The sequence below is a fragment of the Streptomyces sp. NPDC055140 genome (assembly GCF_053607285.1).
In genome coordinates this window covers 97,075-112,028 of the sequence record NZ_JBSGTG010000008.1, presented here as the reverse complement: position 1 = coordinate 112,028, position 14,954 = coordinate 97,075, and the positions used below count along the sequence as shown (strand labels likewise).

15 protein-coding genes are annotated in these 14,954 nt (G+C 70.1%); 3 read left to right on the top strand and 12 right to left on the bottom strand.

Features of this window, described 5'->3' with window-relative positions:
• Nucleotides 1-21: 21 nt before the first annotated feature.
• The 6 genes from rlmB to ACWFR4_RS17585 form a co-directional block, all read right to left on the bottom strand.
• Nucleotides 22-966: a 23S rRNA (guanosine(2251)-2'-O)-methyltransferase RlmB gene (gene rlmB / locus ACWFR4_RS17610; RefSeq protein WP_453468475.1), complete on the bottom strand. Its 945-nt coding sequence runs from the start codon at nt 964-966 to the stop codon at nt 22-24.
• 85 nt (nt 967-1,051) lie between these two features.
• Nucleotides 1,052-2,452: a cysteine--tRNA ligase gene (cysS, locus tag ACWFR4_RS17605; protein ID WP_453468476.1), complete on the bottom strand. Its 1,401-nt coding sequence runs from the start codon at nt 2,450-2,452 to the stop codon at nt 1,052-1,054.
• A gap of 105 nt (nt 2,453-2,557) precedes the next feature.
• Complete coding sequence (locus ACWFR4_RS17600; RefSeq protein ID WP_227295574.1) at nt 2,558-2,962, bottom strand: PPOX class F420-dependent oxidoreductase; 405 nt, start codon at nt 2,960-2,962, stop codon at nt 2,558-2,560.
• Nucleotides 2,963-3,037: 75 nt separating this feature from the next.
• Nucleotides 3,038-3,532 (bottom strand): 2-C-methyl-D-erythritol 2,4-cyclodiphosphate synthase, encoded by a 495-nt coding sequence (ispF, locus tag ACWFR4_RS17595; protein WP_405480223.1) that lies wholly within the window; start codon nt 3,530-3,532, stop codon nt 3,038-3,040.
• Nucleotides 3,522-4,265: a 2-C-methyl-D-erythritol 4-phosphate cytidylyltransferase gene (gene ispD / locus ACWFR4_RS17590; RefSeq protein WP_453468477.1), complete on the bottom strand. Its 744-nt coding sequence runs from the start codon at nt 4,263-4,265 to the stop codon at nt 3,522-3,524. The genes ispF and ispD overlap by 11 nt, the downstream gene beginning before the upstream one ends.
• 292 nt (nt 4,266-4,557) lie before the next feature.
• Nucleotides 4,558-5,040 (bottom strand): CarD family transcriptional regulator, encoded by a 483-nt coding sequence (locus tag ACWFR4_RS17585; protein WP_003953493.1) that lies wholly within the window; start codon nt 5,038-5,040, stop codon nt 4,558-4,560.
• Between the two features lie 676 nt (nt 5,041-5,716).
• Here ACWFR4_RS17585 and ACWFR4_RS17580 point away from each other — a divergent pair.
• Nucleotides 5,717-6,361 (top strand): DUF461 domain-containing protein, encoded by a 645-nt coding sequence (locus ACWFR4_RS17580; RefSeq protein WP_453468478.1) that lies wholly within the window; start codon nt 5,717-5,719, stop codon nt 6,359-6,361.
• Nucleotides 6,362-6,454: 93 nt separating this feature from the next.
• Here ACWFR4_RS17580 and ACWFR4_RS17575 read toward each other — a convergent pair whose 3' ends face one another.
• Nucleotides 6,455-7,135 carry a response regulator transcription factor gene (locus tag ACWFR4_RS17575; protein WP_018527980.1) on the bottom strand — a complete coding sequence of 227 codons (681 nt, stop codon included), beginning with the start codon at nt 7,133-7,135 and terminating at the stop codon, nt 6,455-6,457.
• On the bottom strand, nt 7,132-8,409 hold the full coding sequence (locus tag ACWFR4_RS17570) for a sensor histidine kinase (protein WP_453469406.1): 1,278 nt from the start codon (nt 8,407-8,409) through the stop codon (nt 7,132-7,134). Before ACWFR4_RS17570 ends, ACWFR4_RS17575 begins: the two co-directional genes overlap by 4 nt.
• Nucleotides 8,410-8,598: 189 nt before the next feature.
• Between ACWFR4_RS17570 and phoU the strand changes: the two genes are divergently transcribed.
• Nucleotides 8,599-9,282, top strand: a complete 684-nt coding sequence (phoU, locus tag ACWFR4_RS17565) for a phosphate signaling complex protein PhoU (protein ID WP_100595662.1) — start codon at nt 8,599-8,601, stop codon at nt 9,280-9,282.
• 78 nt (nt 9,283-9,360) lie between these two features.
• Here the strand turns inward: phoU and ACWFR4_RS17560 are convergent, their stop codons facing one another.
• From ACWFR4_RS17560 to ACWFR4_RS17545, 4 genes are all read right to left on the bottom strand, one after another.
• Nucleotides 9,361-9,519 carry a hypothetical protein gene (locus ACWFR4_RS17560; protein WP_326712359.1) on the bottom strand — a complete coding sequence of 53 codons (159 nt, stop codon included), beginning with the start codon at nt 9,517-9,519 and terminating at the stop codon, nt 9,361-9,363.
• Between the two features lie 61 nt (nt 9,520-9,580).
• Nucleotides 9,581-11,122, bottom strand: coding sequence for an APC family permease (locus ACWFR4_RS17555; protein WP_453653166.1), 1,542 nt, complete (start codon nt 11,120-11,122; stop codon nt 9,581-9,583).
• Between the two features lie 86 nt (nt 11,123-11,208).
• Nucleotides 11,209-12,561, bottom strand: a complete 1,353-nt coding sequence (locus ACWFR4_RS17550) for an aminotransferase family protein (RefSeq protein WP_453653164.1) — start codon at nt 12,559-12,561, stop codon at nt 11,209-11,211.
• 83 nt (nt 12,562-12,644) lie between these two features.
• Complete coding sequence (locus ACWFR4_RS17545; RefSeq protein WP_453653162.1) at nt 12,645-14,108, bottom strand: aldehyde dehydrogenase; 1,464 nt, start codon at nt 14,106-14,108, stop codon at nt 12,645-12,647.
• 115 nt (nt 14,109-14,223) lie between these two features.
• On the opposite strand from ACWFR4_RS17545, the gene ACWFR4_RS17540 reads away from it, so the two are divergent.
• Nucleotides 14,224-14,838, top strand: a complete 615-nt coding sequence (locus ACWFR4_RS17540) for a TetR/AcrR family transcriptional regulator (RefSeq protein ID WP_453653160.1) — start codon at nt 14,224-14,226, stop codon at nt 14,836-14,838.
• The last annotated feature ends 116 nt before the right edge of the window (nt 14,839-14,954 follow it).

The window sequence follows — 14,954 nt, the reverse complement described above, 5'->3', positions numbered from 1 at the left end:
ATCGCGGCCCGGACACCCGGCTCAGGACCGGCGGCGCGCGGCCTCGTACAGGACGACGCCCGCCGCGACACCGGCGTTGAGGGATTCGGTGCCGCCCGGCATCGGGATCCGCACGCGGTAGTCACAGGTTTCGCCGACGAGGCGGGACAGGCCCTTGCCCTCGCTGCCGACGACGATGACGACGGGCCCGCCGAGGGCTTCGAGGTCACCGACGGTGTGCTCGCCGTCGGCCGCGAGACCGACGATGGCGATGCCCGCCTTCTTGTAGCCCTCGAGAGCGCGCGTCAGGTTCGTGGCGCGGGCGACGGGCGTACGGGCTGCGGCGCCCGCTGACGTCTTCCAGGCACCGGCGGTCATGCCGGCCGCGCGCCGCTCGGGCACGACGACGCCGTGGCCGCCGAACGCGGAGACGGAACGCACGACGGCGCCCAGGTTGCGCGGGTCGGTGACGCCGTCCAGCGCGACGATCAGCGGGTCCTGGCCCTGGTCGTACGCGGCGGCGGCGAGGTCCTCCGGGTACGCGTACTCGTACGGCGGGACCTGGAGGACGAGGCCCTGGTGGTTGAGGCCGTTCGTCATGCGGTCCAGCTCGGGGCGGGGGGCCTCCATCAGGTGGATGCCGCCGCGCTCACCGGCGAGCTGGAGCGCCTCGCGCACCCGCTCGTCGTTGTCGATGAACTGCTGGACGTAGAGCATCGAGGCGGGCACGCCCTCGCGCAGCGCCTCGACGACGGAGTTGCGTCCGACGACCATCTCGGACGTGCCCTTGCCGCCACGGCTCTTCAGCGTCGCGGGGCGGCGGGTGGCCTGCTTGGCCTTCGCGCCCGCGATGCGGTTCTTCTTGTGTCCCTTGCGCGCCTCGGCGGGCGGCGTGGGGCCCTTGCCTTCGAGTCCCCGGCGTCGCTGGCCGCCACTGCCGACCTGCGCGCCCTTCTTGCCGGACATGCGGCGGTTGTTCGCGGCCATGATCTACCTGTCTGTGTGATGCGTATGTGCGTACGTATATGAAGTGTGCCGCCCGGAGGCCCGAGCGGCACATTCGCGCAGGTCGTCAGCGCGGGCCGAGCGTCCAGCGCGGCCCGGTCGGGCTGTCCTCGATGACGAGCCCGGACTGGCCGAGCTGGTCGCGGATGGCGTCGGCGGTGGCCCAGTCCTTGCGGGCGCGAGCGGACTCGCGCTGCTCCAGGACGAGCCGTACGAGGGTGTCGACGGCGCCGTGCAGGTCCTCGCCGCGGTCGGTCTCGCCGGCCCAGTGCGGGTCGAGCGGGTCCAGACCGAGGACGCCGAGCATCGCGCGTACCTCGGCGAGGCGGGCGACGGCGGCTTCCTTGTCGTCGGCGGCGAGGGCGCTGTTGCCCTGGCGGACGGTGGTGTGGATGATCGCGAGCGCCTGCGGCACGCCGAGGTCGTCGTCCATGGCCTCGGCGAAGGCGGGCGGCACCTCGTCGGCGGGGGCGACGACGCCCCCGGCCTTCTCGACGACGCGCTGCACGAAGCCCTCGATCCGCGCGAACGCGGACTCGGCGTCGCGCAGGGCCTCCTCGCTGTACTCGATGGTCGAGCGGTAGTGCGGGGTGCCGAGGTAGTAGCGCAGCACGATCGGACGCCAGTCCTTGACCATCTCGGACACGAGGACCGAGTTGCCCAGGGACTTCGACATCTTCTCGCCGCTCATGGTGACCCACGAGTTGTGCACCCAGTACTTGGCGAACTCGTCGCCGAAGGCCTTGGCCTGGGCGATCTCGTTCTCGTGGTGCGGGAAGATCAGGTCGATGCCGCCGCCGTGGATGTCGAAGGCGGTACCCAGGTACTTGTGGGCCATCGCCGAGCACTCCAGGTGCCAGCCGGGCCGGCCGCGGCCCCACGGGGTCTCCCAACTGGGCTCCCCGGGCTTGACGGCCTTCCACATGGCGAAGTCGCGCGGGTCGCGCTTGCCGGTCTCGCCGTCGCCGGACGGCTGGCGCAGGTCGTCGAGGTCCTGGTTCGACAGCTCCAGGTAGCCGGGGAAGGAACGCACGTCGAAGTAGACGTTCCCGTCCGCCTCGTAGGCGTGGCCGCGCTCGATGAGGCCGCGCATCATCTCGACCATCTCGGTGACATGACCGGTGGCGCGCGGCTCGTAGGTGGGCGGCAGGCAGCCGAGGGCGGTGTAGCCGTCGTTGAACGCGCGCTCGTTCTCGTACCCGATCGACCACCAGGGCCTGCCCTGTTCGGCGGCCTTCTTGATGATCTTGTCGTCGATGTCGGTGACGTTCCGCACGAACGTCACTTCGTAGCCGCGGTACGTGAACCAGCGGCGCATGATGTCGAAGTTGAGGCCGGACCGGATGTGCCCGATGTGCGGAGCGGCCTGCACGGTCGCGCCACAGAGGTAGATCGAGACACAACCCGGCGTCAGCGGGACGAAGTCACGGATCTTCCGGGCGCTGGTGTCGTGCAGGCGAATAGTCACGCCTCCAGGGTAGTGGGCCCGAGGCAGTGCCCCGCGACCCCTTGGGGACACGGGGCGCAACCGTGACGTTGTGACGTGTGTCAGGCGCGTGTGCCAGGCCGCAGTTCAGATCCGGCCGACGACCTTGCGGGGTGTGATGCGCACGACGACGCGCTCGGCGTCGTCGGCGGAGCGGGGGTTGAAGTCGGCGTACTGCTTGCCCGTGTACTTGAGCGACAGCTCGTCGATGAGCTCCTGGCCGCCCTCGGTGGTGAGGTCGGCGGTGCCGCGGATCTCGGCGTACGCGTAGGGGTTGTCGGTGGGCTGCACGACGACGGTGACGCGGGGGTCGCGGCGCAGGTTCTTCTCCTTGCGCCGGTCGACGGTCGTGGAGAACAGCACGTCGTCCCCGTCCCGCTTCACCCAGACAGGCGACACCTGCGGGCTCCCGTCGGGCTGGATGGTGGCGACGGTGATGAAGACGGGGGTGTCGAGCAACGCCTTGAGCTCGTCGGACAGCTGGGCGGACATGGAGCCTCACTCCTTGAGGGGGATGCCTGTACGAGTACCCGATACTGCGCCAACATCCGCCCCCGGAGCGGTATTTCAGCCCGTCCTGACGACCAGTGCCGTGGCGATCGCCGCGAGGCCGTCGCCGCGGCCGGGGAAGCCCAGGCCGTCGGTGGTGGCGCCGGAGACGGAGACGGGGGCGCCGGCGGCGTCCGACAACACCTTCTGCGCCTCCTCGCGCCGCTTCCCGATCTTCGGCCGGGGACCGATGACCTGTACGGCGACGTTGCCGATGGTGAAGCCCGCCTCGCGCACGATGCGGGCGGCCTCGGTCAGCAGGGTGAGCCCGGACGCGCCGGACCACTCGGGGCGGCCGGTGCCGAAGTGGGCGCCGAGGTCACCGAGCCCGGCGGCGGAGAACAGCGCGTTGCACGCGGCGTGCGCGACGACATCGGCGTCGGAGTGCCCGGCGAGACCGGGGCCCTCGCCCTCCCACTTCAGGCCGGCGCACCACAGCTCGCGGCCCTCTTCGAAGGCGTGGATGTCGGTTCCGATGCCGACGAGGGGCATGACCGGCAGCTCAGAACCCATCGTTGGCCCTCCTGCGGGCGAGTACGGCTTCGGCGAGCAGGAGGTCGAGGGGGCGGGTCACCTTGAAGGCCTCCTCGTGCCCGGGCACGACGACGACCGGTTCGCCGAGCTGCTCGACCATGCTGGCGTCGTCCGTCACGTTGTCGGTGACAGTCTCGTGGGCGCGCACGAGCGTCGCGCGGTCGAAGCCCTGTGGGGTCTGCACGGCACGCAGCCGGGCCCGCTCGGGCGTCGCTACGACGAGTTCGGGGCCGCCGTCGGTGCGGGCCTCGACCTGCTTGACGGTGTCGGCGAGGGGCAGCGCGGGAACGACGGCGGGGGCCCCTTCGCGTACGGCTTCGATGACGCCGTCGACCGTGTCGACGGGCACCAGGGGGCGGGCCGCGTCGTGGACGAGGACGACGTCGATGCCGGGCGGCAGGGCGTCGAGGCCGAGCTTCACGGACTCCTGGCGGGTCTCGCCGCCGGGGACGACGACGAAGTCGGTCCGCTCGGGCAGCGCGTGGTCGGCGAGGAGGGTCTTCACCTCGGCGGCGGACGCCTCGTCGGGCGGGGCGACCACGACGACGAGGGAGACGGACCGCGAGGCGGCCATCGCCCGGACGGCGTGGATGAGCATCGGGGTGCCGTTGAGCGCGCGGAGTGCTTTGGGGGCGCCAGGGCCGAGGCGTACGCCCCGGCCGGCGGCCGGAATCACGGCCGCGGTGCGCGAGGGCCGCGTTTCGTCAGACATCGCTTCCGTTCAGGTTTGTGTGCTCGACCGAGGTGGGTATGGCCAACACCAGTGCCGGGCGCGACGCCTTGACCGGACCCCTTCCGTGACATCCGGTCGAGCCAGCTGCCCGGGCCCGGCACACCCACTGAGTCAAGCGGGTAAGGCACCACGAGTAGGCACAGAGTGCGGGTACGAACATGCCGCAGCGCCCGGCGACACCATCAGGGTCAGCGGGCACCGCGGCATTATTCATGCGCCTGGGCTCTCGCCCGGGATTCTTGTCGCAGCCGCGTGCCGGTCAGGGCACGCGTCAGGACGCGAGAACCTCGTCGAGCAGGGCCTCGGCCTTGTCTTCGTTCGTGTTCTCAGCGAGCGCGAGCTCGCTCACCAGGATCTGCCGTGCCTTGGCGAGCATGCGCTTCTCACCTGCGGACAGTCCGCGCTCACGCTCCCGACGCCACAGGTCACGGACGACTTCCGCGACCTTGATGACATCGCCGGAGGCGAGCTTCTCGAGATTTGCCTTGTAGCGGCGCGACCAGTTCGTGGGCTCTTCGGCGTACGGCGCGCGAAGCACCTCGAAGACCCGGTCGAGACCGTCCTGACCGACCACATCACGTACGCCGACGAACTCCGCATTGTCCGCTGGCACACGCACCGTCAGGTCACCCTGCGCGACCTTCAGCACCAAGTAGGTCTTGTCCACGCCTTTGATCTGGCGAGTTTCGATAGCCTCGATCAGCGCGGCCCCGTGATGGGGATAGACCACGGTGTCGCCAACCTTGAACGTCATGTGACAGGTACCCCTTCCGTGGCTATCCAGGGTAACACGGAAACGGCGTCTTCTGAATGGCGTTTTCGCAGGTCAGGGCATATCTCGGGGCTTGACAACCACAACCGGAACGTGCTGCGGAGGGCCTGCGGAAGGGGGTATTCGCAGGTCGGAGCGGCTCTTCGGCGGAGACGAAACGCGCACGTTACACCTACCCGGAAGAGCCCGCAGGGGGTTGAACGTCCTGGTTTGCGTGGTTCGAAGCGTTGCACTTCCGCTACTCCGTTCGGTGACTCGGAGGCGCGTGCGACCCGAATCGGGAATTGATCACCGTGGCGGGTGATCAATTTTCCGTACCGCCATGCATTCCTTACCGGAAATCCGCAGGAGCGGCCCCGCGGCCCTTATGTGAATGCTGAACGGGAGGCCAATGCGGCCTGTCACGTTTGGTGAGGTGAGAGGGGCCGAGGGGGTCGGCAGGGGTGTGATCGCGGGTGGGGCGGGCCGCGCGCGCCGCAGCCGGAGCGGGGGATCGGCCGGTGCCGAGATCCATCCGAAACCCCCTAGGGGCGGGTCGGGTGCAGCGGCCCGCGAACGGCTCGGTAACCTAAGCCCGCTGACAGACCCTTAGGGCGGCTTTACACCCGTCCAGGGCGTCCAGACCCTTACCGCCCACGTTCAAGGAGTTGCCGCCGCCGTGAGCAGCAGCCTTCGACGCGGCACCCTCGCCGCCGCCGCCCTCGCGTTCTCGATCGCCTCGCTCGCCGCGTGCGGCGCCGGAAACAACGCCCAGACGCTGGAGGTCAAGCCGGACAACGCGGAGACCTCCGTCGGGGACATCCGGATCCAGAACGCCACCGTGATCACGCAGCCCGACCTGAAGTCCACGGGTCCGGCCGTCGTGACCGCGACGCTCTTCAACAATGGCTCCAAGGCCCAGACCCTCGACTCGATCGCGCTCGACGGCGTCGGCAAGAAGGCCGAGCTGTCGGCCGCCGACGGCAATAAGACCGTGACGATCCCGGCCGGCGGCTCCCTCGTGCTCGGCGGGAAGGGCAACGCGTCCGCGCAGCTGCCCAACAGCCGCACCGCCGACCTCGACGGTGACGTGCAGGCGCTGACCTTCACGTTCAGCACCACGGGCGCCGTCAAGATCCAGTCGTTCGTCGTGCCGGCCGAGAGCTACTTCAAGAAGTGGGGGCCGAGCGAGATCCCGGCCGTGCCGAGCACGGAGCCGTCGGAGTCCGCGTCCGGCTCCGCGACGCCCTCCGGGTCGGCCACCCCGTCCGGCTCCGCCTCGCCGTCCGAGTCGGCCTCGGGCAGCCCCGCCGCCGGGCACTGATCACGTACGTACACAACGGCGAAGGGCTGGACCCCCGGTGGGGATCCCGCCCTTCGCCGTTCCGTGGCTGGGCCACCGCCGTGACCCGGCGGTCTACGGCTCGAACTTGTAACCCAGGCCACGCACCGTCACCAGGTAGCGCGGGGCACCCGGGTCCGGCTCGATCTTGGCGCGCAGGCGCTTGACGTGGACGTCCAGGGTCTTGGTGTCGCCCACGTAGTCCGCGCCCCAGACGCGGTCGATCAGCTGCATGCGGGTCAGGACGCGGCCCGCGTTGCGCAGGAGCATCTCCAGGAGGTCGAACTCCTTGAGGGGCAGGTCGACCTTGGACCCGGAGACCGTGACGACGTGGCGGTCCACGTCCATGCGGACCGGGCCGGCCTCCAGTGCCTGCGGGGCGACCTCCTCGGGCTCGCCCCGGCGGCGCAGGACCGCGCGGATGCGGGCGACCAGCTCGCGGGACGAGAAGGGCTTGGTGACGTAGTCGTCGGCTCCTATCTCGAGGCCCACGACCTTGTCGATCTCGCTGTCCTTGGCGGTCACCATGATGACGGGGACGTTGGACCGGCCGCGCAGCTGGCGGCAGACCTCGGTGCCGGGCAGGCCCGGCAGCATCAGGTCGAGCAGGACGAGGTCGGCGCCGTTGCGCTCGAACTCGTCGAGTCCGTCGGGGCCGGTGGCCGCGATGGCGACCTCGAAACCCTCCTTGCGGAGCATGTACGACAGGGCGTCGGAGAAGGATTCCTCATCCTCGACGACGAGCACTCGGGTCACGGAAGGACCTCCGGGGCGGCAGGAATGGGATCGTATGCGGTTGTCTCGTCGGGCCCGGCGGCGTCGTTGCCGTCGTGGTGTCCGTATGCGTCGCCGCCTACGTGTCCTGGGCCGCGGTCGCGGGTCGCGCCTGCCTCCGGCAGCCGCAGGGTGAACGTGGAGCCCTGGCCTTCGGAGCTCCATACGGTGACTTCCCCGCCGTGCGAGGCAGCCACATGCTTGACGATGGCGAGGCCGAGGCCGGTGCCGCCGGTGGCCCGGGAGCGGGCCGGGTCGACTCGGTAGAAGCGCTCGAAGACGCGCTCCTTGTCCTTGTCGGAGATGCCGAGGCCCTGGTCGGTGACCGCCACTTCTATGAGGTCTCCGCCGGGTGCGCTGACCCGGCGCGCGGCTATGCCCACGCGGGTTCGGGCCGGGCTGTAGTTGACGGCGTTCTCGACGAGGTTGCCGAGAGCCGCGGCGAGCTGGCCGCGGTTGCCCCAGATCTGGAGGTCCGCGGTGCCTCCCGCGGCCATGGTGATCTGCTTCGTGCCGGCCTGGTGGCGGCAGCGGTCGATCGCCTCGGCGACGAGTTCGTCGACGCGGACCGGCTCGGCGTCCTCCAATGGGTCGTCGTTCTGCACCCGGGACAGGTCGATGATCTCCTGGACCAGGTTCGTCAGGCGGGTCGCCTCGATCTGCATCCTGCCAGCGAAGCGCTCCACCGCCTCCGGGTCGTCGGACGCGTCCATGACCGCCTCGGAGAGGAGGCTGAGCGCGCCGACCGGGGTCTTCAGTTCGTGGCTGACGTTCGCCACGAAGTCGCGGCGGACCGCCTCGATGCGGCGGGCCTCCGTCAGGTCCTCCACGAGGAGCAGGACCAGGCGGGAGCCGAGCGGGGCCACCCGTGCGGAGACCGCGAGGGCGTCCCCGCGGCCGGTGCCGCGGCGGGGCAGGTCGAGCTCGACCTGTCGTATCTCTCCGTCACGGCGGGTGTCCCTGGCCATGAGGAGCATCGGCTCCACGGCCAGCTTGCCGCCTCTGACCAGGCCGAGGGCGTACGCCGCCGAGCTGGCCTTGACCACGCTGTCCGCCTCGTCCAGGACGACGGCGGAGGAGCGCAGTACGGAGAGGACGGTGTCGACGCCGGGCGGAAGGACCGGGTCCGTGTGCAGGGAAGTACGGGTGGGGCGTTTCTGGTCGCGTTCGCTCCAGCGAAACGCCAGCATGGCGATCACGCCGGTACATACCCCGGCGATCGCTGCCGCTGCGGCGACCGCCGCGTTCACGTCCATGCCCCCAGGTTATGCGCCTCGTAAGCGCTGCCCACAGCCGTCCGAGTGGTACCTCGAACACTCGTCGCCCAGAGTTCACCTTGGGTACAGGGGTGATTCATTTGAGGTGACGGAAACGGACGCGTACAGGGCCGAACGTGGGAGCGTGGGGCACAGCAGCCCCACGCAGTGAGTGAGAGGGACAGTTGTATGCGTGACGCGTACCACGAAGAACTTGACTCGATCGGCGAGGGCCTGGTCGAGATGGCCCGCCTTGTCGGGTCGGCGATCGGGCGCGCCACCACGGCCATGCTCGACGCCGACCTGAAGCTGGCCGAGAGTGTCATCGCCGGGGACCAGAAGGTCGACGATCTGCAGCATGACCTGGAGGCGAGGGCGATAGCCCTGCTCGCGCGCCAGCAGCCCGTCGCCACGGATCTGCGGATCGTCGTGACCTCGCTCCGGATGAGCGCGGACCTGGAGCGCAGCGGCGACCTGGCGCAGCACGTCGCCAAGCTCGCCCGGCTGCGGTTCCCGGACCAGGCCGTTCCGCACGACCTGCACGCGACCGTCCTGGAGATGGGGCAGCTCGCGCAGCGGCTCATGGCGAAGTCCGCCGAGGTCATCATCACCAAGGACGTCGACCTCGCGCTCCAGCTGGAGCAGGACGACGACGAGATGGACCAGCTGCACCGGACGCTGTTCCAGCACCTGATGGACGACCGGTGGAAGCACGGCATCGAGACCGCCGTGGACGTGACCCTGCTGGGCCGGTACTACGAGCGCTTCGCCGATCACGCGGTCTCCGTGGCCAAGCGTGTGGTGTATCTCGTGACCGGTGAGCACGCCGACGAGATCCAGGCGCCTCAGCCGCAGCCGGTCGACGGCAGCTGAGCCGGGCCCCTCTCGGGGTGACCTGTCGGACGGGGCCCCGCACCTGTGTGGTGCGGGGCCCCGTCATGTTCCGTCATGTCAGCCCGTGCAGCCGCCGCACTGGCACGGCGCGCCCGACTGACAGCCGCAGCCGCAGCCCGAGCCGCAGCCGCAGGCGCCTAGCAGGACCAGCCGGTGCGGCTGCGCGACTTCCGTGGGCTGCTCTGCGACGGCTTCGGGGGTGGGGGACTCGGCCATGGTGTTCCCTCCTCGGGGCGAACTGCCTGTCCCCCAGTTCATGCCCAGCCCGGCGGGCGCGTCAACGGCGCACACGCGCGCGGGTGTTCGCCTTTCCGGCCACCGTGTGACCGATGGTGCCGATGAGCAGCAGGGCGACCACCGTGCCCAGCGTGAATGCCTCGAACGTCGTCCGCGACACCCCCCACGTGTCGTGGAAGTCGTATGTGATGCCGAGCAGTGCCTCCAGCGTGCCCGGGAACAGGGCCGTCCATGAGCCGGTCAGGATCCACGCGTACACCAGCGCCACGCAGATCATGAATCCCTTTGTCCCGAACGGGACTTGGTACGGGCGCGGTACGTCCCTGTGGCGCAGACGCAGGACCGCCAGGGCCGGGATCACCGTCAGGTACGAGAGCAGCAGCGTCGTCACCGCGACGGTCAGGACGACCGAGAACACCGCCGCCGCGTCGCCGTCCGCGAGCCGCATCGCCGCCACCATGAACACCGTCGCGATCGTCCCCGACAGCAGGTTCGTGCGCACCGGTGTGCCCAGCGTCGGGTGGAACGCGCCCAGCTTGCGGCTGAAGAAGCCGCCGTCCGCCGCCGCCATCGCCTGCATCCGGTCGCTGACGATCATCCAGGCGCTTCCCTGGGTGAGGAGCGCGAAGACGAAGAGGAGCGCGGTCGCCTTCAGGAGTGCGCCGCTTGCGCCTCCGTAGATCGTGAAGATGGTCCGGGCGCCCTCCATGAAGCCGCCGATGCCGGTCACCTTGCCGGGCGGGACCACGGAGAGGATCGCCAGGACGGGGAGCAGGTAGCAGGCCGCCGCGATCGCCGCGGAGCGGCCTAGGGCTGCGGGGACGTCGCGTTGCGGGTTGTGCATCTCCTCGCCCGCCGCGTTCGGGGCCTCGAAGCCCACGTACGCGAAGAGGAGTACCGGGACGAGCGCCAGGAAGCCGGCCGTCGTGGGGGTGAAGGTGGCGGTGATGTGGTCCGCCGTTCCTGTCAGGCCCTGGAAGCCGTGCTCCAGTCCGTACGCCACTGCCGTCGCCGTGAACACGGTGAGCGCGAGGACCTTGGCCGCCGCGCCCGCCGTGGTGATCCATTTGCCTTTGCGCAGCGAGACCACCGCGGTGAGGATCGCCGTCCAGATGAACACCGTCTTGAACGCGTAGTCCGCGAACGTGCCCTGGCCCAGGCGGAACACGAAGCCGTCCCAGGTCTGGGCCGCGATGAACACGAGCGAGCCGCCCAGCCAGATCGGGTTCGTCACCCAGTAGAAGAGCGTCGTGATCGCCGCCGTCAGCCGGCCGAAGGCCAGCTTCACCCAGACGTAGGGGCCGCCCTCCTGAGGGAAGGCCGCGCCGGTCTCCGCGAAGAGCAGCGCGTACGGGATGAGGAACGCGACCGCGATGACCGCCGTCCACGTCACCGCCTCTCCGCCGCCCGTCGCGATCTGGCCCACCGTGTCGAAGGAGATCACCGCGGCCACCGCCATCGCCGTGATGTCGAAGCGGCGGAGGCTTCTGTGGAGGTTGGGGGTGGAGGTGGGGGTGCTTTCCGGGTCCGCGGGGGTGGTCGTGCTGGGTGGAGGTGCTGCTTGTTCTTTGTGGTCGGGCACGTCTGTGTCCTCGTGAGCTGGGGACGGGTGGGACGGTGCGGGTGGCTTGGGGGCGCTCGGTGGTTCGTGGGACAGGGCCCCGGGGGCTACTTGGTGATGTCGCCCGCCGGTGTCGTACGTTCGAGGACCGAGCGCATCGCCGTCGCCGCCTCCTTCGCCTCCTGCTCCGTCATGATCAGCGGCGGGGACAGGACCAGGCTGTGGGCCGAGTCGCGGACGATGACGCCCGTCTCCTTGCGGATCACGTCGTGCGGCATGCGGGCCGGGTTCATGGGGAGGGGGGTGCGGGTCTCGCGGTCCGCGACCAGCTCCACCGCCAGCATCATGCCGACCGAGCGGATCTCGCCGACGATCGGCAGGTCGCCCAGCGCGTCGGTGAGCTGGTTGTGGAGGTACTCGCCCATCGTGACGGCGCGCGACAGGAGGTTCTCCCGCTCGATGATGTCGAGGTTCGCGAGCGCCACCGCCGCCGCCACCGGGTGCCCGTTGTACGTGTAGCCCATCGGGAAGCCGTGGTCCTGGAGCAGCGCCTCGGTCACCTCGTCGGAGACCAGGAGTGCGCCGAGCGGTGTGTAGCCCGACGTGATGCCCTTCGCCGTCGTGATGATGTCCGGCTTCACGTCGAAGTGCTGGGCCGCGAACCATTCGCCCACGCGACCGTACGCCGTCACCACCTCGTCGAAGATGAGGAGGATGCCGTGGCGGTCGAGGACCTCGCGTACGCGTGGCCAGTAGTCCGCCGGCGGGACCAGCATGCCGCCCACGCCCATGATGGGTTCGCCGATCATCGCCGCGATGTTGGAGGCGCCGATCTCCGCGATGCGGCCCTCCAGTTCGGCGATCAGGAAGTCGGTGGGGTCGGCGTCGCCGTAGAGCTCCGTGCGGTACGGCCACGGGGGCGTCAGGTGGCTGACGTGCGGCATCATCGGGGCGAAGCCCTCGTGGTAGACCGGGAACCCGGTGGCCGAGCCGCCGCCGTAGCCGATGCCGTGGTACGCCTTGTCTCGGGCCAGGATCCAGGTGCGGGAGCCCTCGCCCCGGCGGTGGTGGTAGTAGCGGGCCATCTTGATGGCCGCCTCGTTGCCCTCCGAGCCGCCCGACGTGAAGTAGACGTGGTCGAGGTTGTCGGGGGCCAGCGTGGCGAGGCGTTCGGCCAGCTGGATCGCCTTGTCGTTCGAGAACTCCCAGAAGCTCGTGAAGTATTCGAGCTGCTGCATCTGTGCGTGCGCGACGTCCGCGATCTCCTTGCGGCCGTGGCCGACCTGGGCGAGCCAGAGCCCGCCGGTCGCGTCGAGGTAGCTGCGGCCTTCCGCGTCGGTGAGGCGGCAGCCCTTGCCCTCCGTCATCACCACGCGCTCCTCGGCGGTGCCGGGGAGGTAGGGGTGGATGATGTGCGCCCGGTCCGTGGCGGCGAGCTGCTGTGCGGGGGTGAGGGTCATGGTGTTCGTCCCTTCGGGAGGTCGTGTGGAGGGTCGGGGAGCCGTCCGGGCGGTCGCCGTCGGGCCCGGTTGCGCGTCCGGGTTCACGCGTACGTGATCCACGTCGTCTTCAGGCCCGTGTACTTGTCGAGGGAGTGGAGCGACAGGTCCCTGCCGTGGCCCGACTGCTTGAAGCCGCCGAACGGCGTGAGCGGGCTCAGCGCGTCGACCGTGTTCACCGAGACCGTCCCGGCGTGCAGGGCGTCCGCCACGCGGTGGGCACGGGCCAGGTCCCTCGTCCACAGCGAGGCTGCCAGGCCGTACGGGGAGTCGTTGGCGGTCCGTATCGCCTCTGCCTCCGTGGTGAAGGCGTGGACCGTCAGGACCGGGCCGAAGAGTTCCTCGCTCGCCAGAGGTGCGTCGGGGCGCAGGCCGGTGACGATCGTGGGGGTGAGGTAGGCGCCCTCGCGCGTGCCGCCCGTGATCACCTTGCCGTCCGATGCCTCGATCGCGCCGAGGACCCGGATGGCCTGGGCTTCGTCCACGAGCGGGCCGAGGTTCGTGTCGGGGTCCAGGGGGTCGCCCGGCACGAAGCGTGCCGCGTGTTCCGCGACGCGGGCCGTGAACTCCTCGGCGATCGAACGCTCCACCAGCAGACGGGTGTTGGCCGAGCACACCTGGCCGGCGTTGTACGCGAATCCCCAGGCCGCACGCTCTGCCGCCGCATCCAGGTCCGCGTCGGCGAAGACCACGTTCGGGCTCTTGCCGCCCGCCTCCGGCCAGACCTGCTTCATGTTCGACTCGGCGGCGTAGGACAGGAAGAGGCGGGCGACCTTCGTCGAGCCCGTGAAGACCAGGGTGTCGACGTCCTTGTGCAGGCCGAGGGCCCGGCCCGCCGTGTCACCCATGCCGGGGACGACATTCAGCACGCCGTCGGGGAGACCCGCCTCCGCTGCCAGTTCGGCCAGGCGCAGGGCCGACAGCGGGGACTGTTCCGCCGGTTTGAGTACGACGCTGTTGCCCGCCGCGAGGGCCGGCGCCAGCTTCCAACTCGCCAGGTCCAGGGGGAAGTTCCACGGGACCACGGCGCCCACCACACCCAGCGGTGCGCGGCGGACCGTCGCCAGGTGGCCCGGGGGTGTCGGCGCGATCTCGTCGTACAGCTTGTCCGCGGCCTCCGCGTACCAGGCGAAGACGCCGGCCGCACCGGGCACGTCCGTGCCGTACGACTCCGCGATCGGCTTGCCCATGTCGAGGGTGTCGAGGAGGGCCAGCTCCTGCGCGTCGGCGGTGATCAGGTCGGCGAGCCTGAGCAGGACGCGCTTGCGGGCCGCCGGGTCGGTGCGGGACCAGCGGCCGTCGTCGAAGGACGTGCGGGCCGCGCGGACCGCCGCGTCGATCTCGGGCCCTTCGCCCCGGGTGACGTGTGCCGTGACCTTGCCGGTGGCCGGGTTGACGGTGGGGAAGGTGGCCCGGGACTGCGCCCCGGTCCATGTGCCGTTGATGAACGCCCCGGTGCGTGGCGTCAGTTCGGCTGCTCGGCGCTGCCAGTCTGCGTAGGTGTTCATACGGCGGCTCCCTCTACTTCTTTGAGATTGGATTCAAACAATGAGGTGCCGGGTCGTCAATGCCCTGAACGCAAGGAACTTGATTTATTCGAACCGGGTAACAGAGAATTAACCCATGGGGAACAAGCCTGGGAGACCGAAGAACCAGACGGCGCGCCGCGAGGCCCTCGTCGACGCGGCGGGACGCGCCATCTCCGAGCGGGGCCTGGAGGGGCTGCGCATCAAGGACATCGCCGCCGAGGCGGGCATGTCGGCGGGGTCGGTTCTGTATTACTACCCGGAGATGGACGAGCTGGTCCTCGAAGTGCACCGGGGCGCCGTGGAGCGCTATCTGGCCGCGCGGCAGGGGGCCGTGGACGGGGCGACCGGGGCCGCCGCACGACTACGGGCCCTCGTGGGCAGCGGGCTGCCGGGCGGCTCGGGCGACGCCGTGCACGGACTGCTCTTCGAGCTGCACCGGCGCGCCGACCGCAGCTCCGGGCACGCGACTTTGATGGCGTCGCTCTTCGCACGCGAGGTCGCCCTGTACGCGACCGCTCTCGAAGTCGGCGCGGCTGTCGGGGAGTTCACGCTCACCGCGCCCGTCTCCGACCTCGCGCGCAACCTCGTCGCACTGGAGGACGGCTATGGGCTGCACATCGTCAGCCGCAACGCCGAGCTGACGCCGGACGTCGCCCGGCGCCTGCTCCTCGGCTACGCGCGGACGGTCACCGGCTGCTCGGAGCTGTGAGCCGGCGCCGTTGCGGAACTCCGAGTACGGGCGGGATTCCGTCGCCGCCCGCTTCGCGTCCCAGTCCTCGCGGGTGCGCGGCGGCTTCTGCTGGATCGCGTCGACCTCACCGGTCG

Excerpts from the sequence above, each read along its gene's own strand:
- ACWFR4_RS17540 (WP_453653160.1), top strand. The coding sequence starts at position 14,224 with ATGGGGAACAAGCCTGGGAGACCGAAGAACCAGACGGCGCGCCGCGAG.
- ACWFR4_RS17570 (WP_453469406.1), bottom strand. The coding sequence starts at position 8,409 with ATGGACGTGAACGCGGCGGTCGCCGCAGCGGCAGCGATCGCCGGGGTA.
- ACWFR4_RS17560 (WP_326712359.1), bottom strand. The coding sequence starts at position 9,519 with ATGGCCGAGTCCCCCACCCCCGAAGCCGTCGCAGAGCAGCCCACGGAA.
- ACWFR4_RS17585 (WP_003953493.1), bottom strand. The coding sequence starts at position 5,040 with ATGACGTTCAAGGTTGGCGACACCGTGGTCTATCCCCATCACGGGGCC.
- ACWFR4_RS17550 (WP_453653164.1), bottom strand. The coding sequence starts at position 12,561 with ATGACCCTCACCCCCGCACAGCAGCTCGCCGCCACGGACCGGGCGCAC.
- ACWFR4_RS17600 (WP_227295574.1), bottom strand. The coding sequence starts at position 2,962 with ATGTCCGCCCAGCTGTCCGACGAGCTCAAGGCGTTGCTCGACACCCCC.
- ispD (WP_453468477.1), bottom strand. The coding sequence starts at position 4,265 with ATGTCTGACGAAACGCGGCCCTCGCGCACCGCGGCCGTGATTCCGGCC.
- phoU (WP_100595662.1), top strand. The coding sequence starts at position 8,599 with ATGCGTGACGCGTACCACGAAGAACTTGACTCGATCGGCGAGGGCCTG.
- ispF (WP_405480223.1), bottom strand. The coding sequence starts at position 3,532 with ATGGGTTCTGAGCTGCCGGTCATGCCCCTCGTCGGCATCGGAACCGAC.
- ACWFR4_RS17545 (WP_453653162.1), bottom strand. The coding sequence starts at position 14,108 with ATGAACACCTACGCAGACTGGCAGCGCCGAGCAGCCGAACTGACGCCA.
- rlmB (WP_453468475.1), bottom strand. The coding sequence starts at position 966 with ATGGCCGCGAACAACCGCCGCATGTCCGGCAAGAAGGGCGCGCAGGTC.